Source organism: Nocardioides sp., assembly GCF_036401255.1.
Classification (GTDB): Bacteria; Actinomycetota; Actinomycetes; order Propionibacteriales; family Nocardioidaceae; genus Nocardioides.
In genome coordinates, this window is sequence record NZ_DASWVI010000413.1 from 1 (window position 1) to 7,655 (window position 7,655).

Here is a 7,655-nt window from a genome sequence, read left to right on the forward strand (position 1 = left end):
GTCGACGACGGCGCCGGACCTGCGGCGCTCGAGGGCTCCGTCGTACCGCTCGAGGAGGCGGCGGGTGAGCTCGCGCTCGGAGTCGCGGATCGACCGGCCGACCTCGTCGTCGAGCTCGACCGGGATGTCGGCGACCCGGCGGGCCGGGATGTCGGCCGCGACGTCGACCTTGCGACGCCGGACGATGCCCAGGTCGATGACCGCGGAGCGCGCGGCCGGGTAGAACCCGAAGTCCGCCGGCGTCAGGCCGGTCTCCTCCAGGGCGTGCATCAGCTCTGCGAGCGGCTTCTTGTCGTCGATCCAGCCGAGGAACTGCCAGATCGCGCGGAAGTCCTCGATGTCGTTGATCAGCGGGGTGCCGGTGAGCGCCATCAGCAGCGGCCGACCGGCCCGGGCGCGGATCCTCTCCGACAGGTGCAGCACGTGCTGGGAGCGCTGCGACTGCTTGTTCTTGATGAAGTGCGCCTCGTCGACGACCATCCCGCGGAAGCCGAACTCGCCCAGCCAGCCGACGTGGCGGTCGAGCACCTCGTAGTTGACGACCACGATGTCGGCGAAGCCGTCGACGTCCTCGCCGTCGCCGTGGATCACCGTGACCGACCGGCTGGGGGTCCAGAGGCCGACCTCACGGGCCCAGTTGGTCTTCACGACGTTGGGCACGACGACCAGCAGCGGGTAGGCGTCCGCGGCCTGCGCGGCGAGCAGCGCCTGCGCGGTCTTGCCCAGGCCCGGCTCGTCGGCCAGCAGGAACGTGCGGTGTCCGGCGCCGGCCGAGGCGACGACCTGCGCCTGGTGGTGCATGAGCTCCCGGCCCGCCGGCAGCCGCACCGCGGTGATCGGCTCGGGCAGCTGCATGCACGAGGCGGCCGCGGCGCCGGCGTACTCGAAGGAGCGGAACAGCGGCCCGAGCAGCTCCCAGCCGGCCAGCCGGCGGGCCCGCCCGCTGCCCGGACGCGCGTGGGAGAAGTCGGGCACGAGGAACGGGTTGGACAGCTGGCGCTGGACGACCGACTGGGGCACGACCCGGCGGGTCGGCGCAGCGACGACGGCCAGCGGCTCCGGCTCGGCCGGCTCCTCCTCGACCACCTCGAGACCGGCGGCCTCGATCATCCGCCGCCGCAGCTCGCGGGCCGCGTCGGAGACCTCCGCCTGCTCGGCGAGCAGGGCGAGCAGCGAGGTGTCCCGGGCAGCGGTCTTGGCGAGGATCGTCGCGATCCCGTCGAGCCGCTTGAGCTGCTCGGCGCGCTGCGCCTCGGTGCTCTCGGCGTCGGCCTTGACCCGGGCCCGCTCCTCGCGGACCAGCAGGGCGACCACCTGGAACTTGGTGCGCGTCGACGGGGACACGGCCCCGCGCTGCACGGCGGTCTCGACCTCGCGCACGGCGCGGGCCAGGACCGGGATGATGCCCTCGTTGTCGAGCGCGCGGGCGCCGCGGCGCTGGTTGCGTGCCGGTGCACGGCGACCCGCCGACTGGCGCTGGCCCTGTCGAGCCAAGAACCCCTCCTCCGGAGTGTGCCCGGTGTGCGGTACGACGATGGAGGGGCGCCCGGGCGACGCGGTCCTCGACGTGCTGGGTCCACGGATCCGCGAGATCGGGTCTGCGGGTCGATGAGTGCCGGGCGAGACGGCCGGGACTCGGCGTGGCGGGCCGACCCACGACGTGCGGTCGACTCCGGGTCCATCGTACACAGCACCGGGCCTGCCCGCGGCATTCCCCCGGACCCCGGCTCGTAGGCTTCGGTCGTGACCGCAGCCGACCGTCCCCCGGCGCGCGCCGTACAGCGCACGTCGCTGTTCCCGCCCCAGCACGGCGCCTGGGCGTTCCTCGGACTGCCGCTGGCGCTCGGGTTCCTCGTCGGCGACCCGTCCTGGGCCTGGCTCCCGCTGGCCTGGGCCTGGATCGCGGCCTACCCGGCGTCGTACTTCGTGCTCAGCTACGTCCGGGCCCGCCGACCCGAGCGGTTCCGGCGGCCGCTGGCGACCTGGACGGCCCTGTTCGTCCCCGCCGGGCTGGCGGCGGTCACGCTGCGACCGTGGCTGCTGTGGGTCGCGGTGGTCTACCTGGCGTCGTTCGTGGTCAACCTCGCCTATGCCCGCCGCAACCGGGAGCGGGACCTGGCCAACGACGCGGTGTTCGTGGCCCAGTGCGCGGGCATGGTCGTCGTCACCGGCCTGGTCGGCGACGATCCCGACACCTGGAGCCCGGGCGCGTTGCTGGACGCGGTGCCCGGGGAGGCCTGGCTGCTCGCGCTCGTCTGCGCGGCGGTGCTCCTCGGCTCGACGCTCCACGTGAAGTCGCTGCTGCGCGAGCGCCGCGACCCCCGGTTCGCGCGGGCCTCGAAGGTCTTCGCGGTCGGCTGCCTGCTCGGCTCCCCCGCCCTCGCGGTCGCCTGGTGCCTGCCGGCGGGATGGCTGCTCGTCCCACCGTTCGCCGTGCTCGCGGGACGGGCGCTGCGCCGGGACTGGTCGGGGATGCGCCCCGGCACGATCGGGATGGTCGAGCTCGGCGGGTTCGTGGCCGTGCTGCTGTTCGCGGGCATGGCCGTGGCGGCCGCCTGAACCCGGTCCCGGGTCGAGCGACCGCCACGGCCTCCCCATGGCCTGCCCCGACAGGCCCGTTCATCAGGGCAGCTGCACGTGCCCGTTGCGCATCTTCCAGAGGAAGTACTTCTCGAACCCCAGCTTCATCAGGTGCGCCTGCGGCCCGGGGACCAGCACACCGTGCTTGCGCGGCGGCAGCATCTTGTCGGCGAGGATGATCACGCCGTTGTTGCCGGCGTCCATCACGCACACGGCCTTGATGTCCCCGAAGTCCTTGGTCTTCGTGGGCATCTCGCCCTTGATCTGCGCGGCGATGTTCGCCGCGGCGATGTGCGCCATCACCTCGGTCGGGAAGCCGGTCTTCGGGATGCCCACCGGCGTCGGCGTCTGCCAGGGGACGTCGACCGCCGCCGCCACGCCGACCGCGTAGATGTCGTCGTACTTCTCGCTCTGGTAGGTGGGACGCACCTGCACGTAGCCCTTCGCGTCGGCCAGGCCGTCGGTCTCGCGGAGGAAGTCCTGGCCCAGGAACGGCGGCACGACCATGCTGAAGCCGAACGGCAGCCGCTCACCGTCGCCGAGCACGAGCGCTCCGTCGTCGACGTGGTCGAGGCCGACGCTGATCCGGGCCTCGATGCCCTCCTTCTTCAAGAACATCCCGAGGAGCTGCTCGCCGTGCGGGAGCCCGCCGATGCCGAAGTGGCCGAGGAAGGGCTCGGAGGTGACGTAGGTCAACTTGACCTGCTTGCGCAGGCCGGCCTTCTTGAGCTGGTAGGCGGTGTTGAAGAGGAACTCGTACGCCGCTCCGAAGCAGCCGGCGCTCTGGGACGCCGCGATCACGACGTCCTGCGGGCCGCGGGATCCGCGGGAGTCCTCGAGGTAGCGCTTCCAGGCCGCCCCGGTGCGCTCGGCCTCGACGAGCGTCGTGATCGTGTTGGCGTTCTCGCTGAAGCCCGGGACGACGTCGTCCTTGTTGCGGTAGCCGGTCGCGATGACCAGGTAGTCGTAGCCGAGCTCGCGACCGTCGTCGGTCGTGACCTTCTTCGCGACCGGGTCCACGCCCGTCGCCGCCGCGTGCACGAACTCGATGCCGTGGGACTCCAGCGTGGGCGCCACCGGGAACGTGATGTCGGACCGCTCGCGCTTGCCGAACGGCAGCCAGATGAGGCTCGGGTTGAACAGGAAGTGGTCACTGGCCGAGACGACCGTGACGTCGACGTCGCCGTCGAGCTCGTGACGTACGGCGAGCGCGGCCGTCATACCTCCGAAGTTCGCGCCGAGCACCAGGACCTTCTTGCGCATCTCCTCGCGCCTCCTCCAGTTGGGGTTCTGTGTTTCCAGGTATACCCCCTGGGGTATATGCTCTACGAGGGTCGTCAGACCCGGTGCCCGGGCCTTTCGACCCCAATCCGGCGCACCGCAGCCTGCCCAGCACCACAAAGGAGCTCCACCCGCATGAACGTCGACCGCGCCGTCATGGCATTCGCCGGCATCGTCATCTTGACCAGCGCCCTGCTCGCGAGCACGGTCTCGCCGTGGTGGCTGCTGCTCACCGCGTTCGTCGGGCTGAACCTGCTCCAGTCGAGCATCACCGGCTTCTGCCCCGCGGCGATGATGCTGCGCCGGTGCGGGCTGAACTCCGGCTGCGCGTTCCGCTGAGCTGATTCCCGCCGGGCGCCTACCGCTTGCGGGCCGTGGCCGGATGCGGCGACCGCCGCGCGGCCGGAGTCGGTGGGGCGGTGCGCTCGGCCAGGCGCTCGAACGCCGCCACGAACCCGTCGACGATCTGCTGGTGGTCGGGCACCAGGCCGGCGTCGGCGGCGAGGCCGACGAACACCCGGCCGTCGTAGCTGTAGATCGTGAGGCTCATCGCCTGGTCGGCGGTCATCGGCGCCCAGCCCATCATCGCCCCCACCTTCTGACCGGCGATGTAGAGCGGCACCTGCGGGCCGGGCACGTTGGTCAGCACGCCGACCGCCCGGCTGGCCAGCAGGTCGATGGTCGCGCGGTAGAGCGCGGTGCTCATCCGGCCGATCGCGGCCTGGATGCTGTAGTCGACCACCGCCTCGTGGCCGTTCTTGATCCGGTTCATCCGGCGCCGGACCACCGCCAGCGCGCGTTCCGGGTCGTCGATGTTCGTCGGCAGCTCGAGCTGCACGAGCGCGAACCCGTTGCCGAGCTCGAGTGGCAGGTCGGGGTCGAACGGCTTGAGGTTCACCGGCACGTCCCAGGTGACGCTGCTGCACACCGCGTCGTGCGCGATCAGCCAGGCCCGCAGCGACTGTGCCACACAGGTGACCAGCACGTCGTTGGCCGTCGCACCGTGACCGTGAGCGACGCGCTTGACCTCGTCGAGCGACATCGGTGCCGACCACGCGATCGCCTTGTGCTCGCCGACGGTCCCCGTCCAGGCGGTGGTGTCGTTGCGGGTGCCCAGCACCAGCTTGCGGGCGGTGTCGACGTCGCCGGGCAGCGCGGACACCACGGGCAGCGCCCCGAGCCGGCCGAGCAGGGCCTCGGACCTGGTGAGCGCGCTGTGCGCGGCGCCGATCGGGTTGACCATCGCGCTCCGGGCGACCTGCAACGAGCCGGCCGCCGCCGCGACGGCCCGGCCGGTCAGTGATGACGCGACTCGGTCGGGCACCGTGCCGTTCGCATGCTGCTTGCGCAGCTTCACCGGCTCACGTCGCCACGGCGTGCCGTCAGGGGTGATGTCGAAGACCCGCAGCGCGAGCTGCACCATCCGGATCCCGTCTGCGATCGAGTGATGGGTCCGGAACAGCACGGCACTGCCGCCGCGGTAGCCGTCGACGAGGATCGCCCGCCACAGCGGCTCGCCCCGGTCGAGTGGGAGCACCCGTTGCGCGGAGATCAGCGCCTGGAGCTCCTCGTCCCCTCCGGGCGCAGGCAGCTGCACCCGCTCGAACCGGTCGTCGAGCGCGGCGCCCGGGTCCTCCTCCCACCACAGCGTCCCGGCCTCGTCGCGGACGATCACGCTGCGCACCACGGCGTACCGGTCCCAGAACCGCTCCTTCATCAGGTCGCGATAGAGGTCCCAGTCGATCGGCGTCTCGGTCCAGAACAGGCTGTCGACGACCATCAGGTTGCCGGGCTTGTCCATCGCGAGCCAGAGCGCGTCCTGACCGCTCAACCGCTGTCGTCCGCCCATGACCGCCTCGCCTCCGCTACCCGCTGGTAGCGATCATCGTCGTCGTGCCCGTGGCGACCGGGCAGGGACGAACGTCACCTCTGCGGCGCCGAGCGTCACCTCGCGGCACGCCGGCCACCACCCGTCGTCGCCCGGGCGGCGAGCGCGCGCTCCCGGATCTCGGCGATGTCCTCGGCGGAGTACACGCCGTTGACCCCCGAGATCGTGGCGAGCTTCATCCCGTGCTTGAGCCCGAGCTTGTAGATCTCCTTGACCTTGGGCCACTCGATGTTGCGCCCGACCGTGAACGTCTCGTAGCGGCCCTCGAGGGCGAGCACGACCGTCTCGGCCAGGCAGGCGTAGGCGACGTTCGGGGGCAGCCCGATGTCCTTCATCCGTACGTCGCCGGGCAGCTCGATCTCCCCGGACTCCACCACGAGCACGTCGGGCCGGCGCGCCACGTCCTCGGCCGAGAGGTCCAACGGCCGGGCCACGTCGGTGATCACGCACCCGGGCTTGACCGCCATGATGTCGAGCACCCGCTTGCCCGCGCCCGAGGTCGCGGTGACGATCAGGTCCATCGCGCCCAGGTGGCCGTCGGGCGTCGCGGCCACGTGCACCTTCGCGCGGGGGTTCTCCCGCTGGATCTCCTGCTTGAGCGCGAGCAGCTTGGCCGACTCGGGCGAGACCAGCCAGAGCTCGGCGCTGGCCAGCGCCAGCAAGCGGGCGCAGACCGATCCGATCGCGCCCGTGGCGCCGACCACCATCGCCTTGCCGCGCAGGTGGCCCTGGTCGTCCACCGGCGCCAGGCCGAGCTGGAGCAGCGCCTCGTGCGCGGCCCACAGCGCGCCGGCGGCGCTGTAGCTGTTGCCCGTGGTGATCGGCAGCGGCGCCTTCTTCGCGACCGTCACGCCCGCGTCGCCGACGACCTTGGTGAACGCCCCGAGCCCCATGATCTGGGCGCCGAGCCGCTGCGCGATCTCCGCGGCGGCGAGCAGCCGGGCGTAGGTGAAGTCCGGGCTGTGCCCCATCAGCTCCTTGGGCGTGCCGCCGACCGAGATCAGCCACCCCTCCGCCTCCGCCCCGGTCGGCGAGGTGATCCCGGTGACGTGGCTGTAGGTGAACGGCGGCGCGTACGCCACCGCCTTCTCCACCGCATCCATCACGACACCCGGAGCGACCTTCGAGATCGTGCGCAGCGGCTCGACCTTCGCGAGGTACTGCTGGGAGAGCGGGTGGATGACGAAGGCGAACCGGCTCTTGCGCCGGAACCCGTTCGGGTACAGCAGCCGTGGCTCGAACCCGGCGGTGACGATCATCTCGAGCAGGTCGTCGTTGGTGAGCCGGCCCGAGACGTGCACGGTGGCGAGCATCAGCGCCTCGAGCACCGCGGCACTGACGGTCACGTCGAACGGCTGGGGCGTCACGTCGACGACCAGGTCGACGCCGCGGTCGCCGAGGTCCGCGAGGCGTTCCTCCGAGATCGACATGCTGATCACGGCCTTGCCGGCGAGGTCCTCGAGGCCGAAGCCGGTGAGCTCCTCGTACGTCGCGACCACGACGTCGCAGTCCCGCGCGGCCCGGCGGGCCAGTGCGTTGCTGACCGCCTCGCCCGGCGCCAGCAGCGGCCCCGGCACGTGCGAGGGCAGGTGGGCCTGGACCGGACCCGGCAGCAGGCCCCGCGAGATCCTGCCCAGGTCGGCGGCCGCCGCGAGCAGCGGGTTGGCGTCGACGCGGCCGGGGAGGTCCACGCGCAGGAGCGGGTCGGCGAACTCGATGTTCGCGGTGTACTCGCGCAGGATCCGGACCGTCGCCCGGTGGTTCTCGCCGCCGAGCACCACGGTCCGCGCGTTGTCGAAGTAGCCGGGCAGCTCGGCCTGCACCCGGCGTACCGCCCACTCCTGGAGCACGCCGAGCAGCGCGCAGCCGTCGGTGATCGGCACTGCGCCCGCGGCCCGGGTCAGGC

General features: G+C 72.0%; 6 protein-coding genes. 2 read left to right on the forward strand and 4 right to left on the reverse strand.

Features of this window, described 5'->3' with window-relative positions; genetic code table 11:
- Positions 1-1,494, reverse strand: a 1,494-nt coding sequence (locus VGD85_RS19100) for an SNF2-related protein (RefSeq protein ID WP_331065014.1), incomplete at its 3' end; no start/stop codon positions are given.
- 249 nt (positions 1,495-1,743) lie between these two features.
- On the opposite strand from VGD85_RS19100, the gene VGD85_RS19105 reads away from it, so the two are divergent.
- Positions 1,744-2,559: a YwiC-like family protein gene (locus VGD85_RS19105; RefSeq protein WP_331065015.1), complete on the forward strand. Its 816-nt coding sequence runs from the start codon at positions 1,744-1,746 to the stop codon at positions 2,557-2,559.
- Positions 2,560-2,622: 63 nt separating this feature from the next.
- On the opposite strand, the gene VGD85_RS19110 is transcribed toward VGD85_RS19105, so the two are convergent.
- Positions 2,623-3,843, reverse strand: a complete 1,221-nt coding sequence (locus VGD85_RS19110) for an NAD(P)/FAD-dependent oxidoreductase (RefSeq protein WP_331065016.1) — start codon at positions 3,841-3,843, stop codon at positions 2,623-2,625.
- A gap of 153 nt (positions 3,844-3,996) precedes the next feature.
- Between VGD85_RS19110 and VGD85_RS19115 the strand changes: the two genes are divergently transcribed.
- Positions 3,997-4,200 carry a DUF2892 domain-containing protein gene (locus VGD85_RS19115; RefSeq protein ID WP_331065017.1) on the forward strand — a complete coding sequence of 68 codons (204 nt, stop codon included), beginning with the start codon at positions 3,997-3,999 and terminating at the stop codon, positions 4,198-4,200.
- Between the two features lie 19 nt (positions 4,201-4,219).
- Here the strand turns inward: VGD85_RS19115 and VGD85_RS19120 are convergent, their stop codons facing one another.
- Positions 4,220-5,710, reverse strand: a complete 1,491-nt coding sequence (locus VGD85_RS19120) for a WS/DGAT domain-containing protein (RefSeq protein ID WP_331065018.1) — start codon at positions 5,708-5,710, stop codon at positions 4,220-4,222.
- Positions 5,711-5,805: 95 nt separating this feature from the next.
- A partial coding sequence (locus tag VGD85_RS19125; RefSeq protein ID WP_331065019.1) for a dehydrogenase occupies positions 5,806-7,655 on the reverse strand: 1,850 nt, incomplete at its 5' end.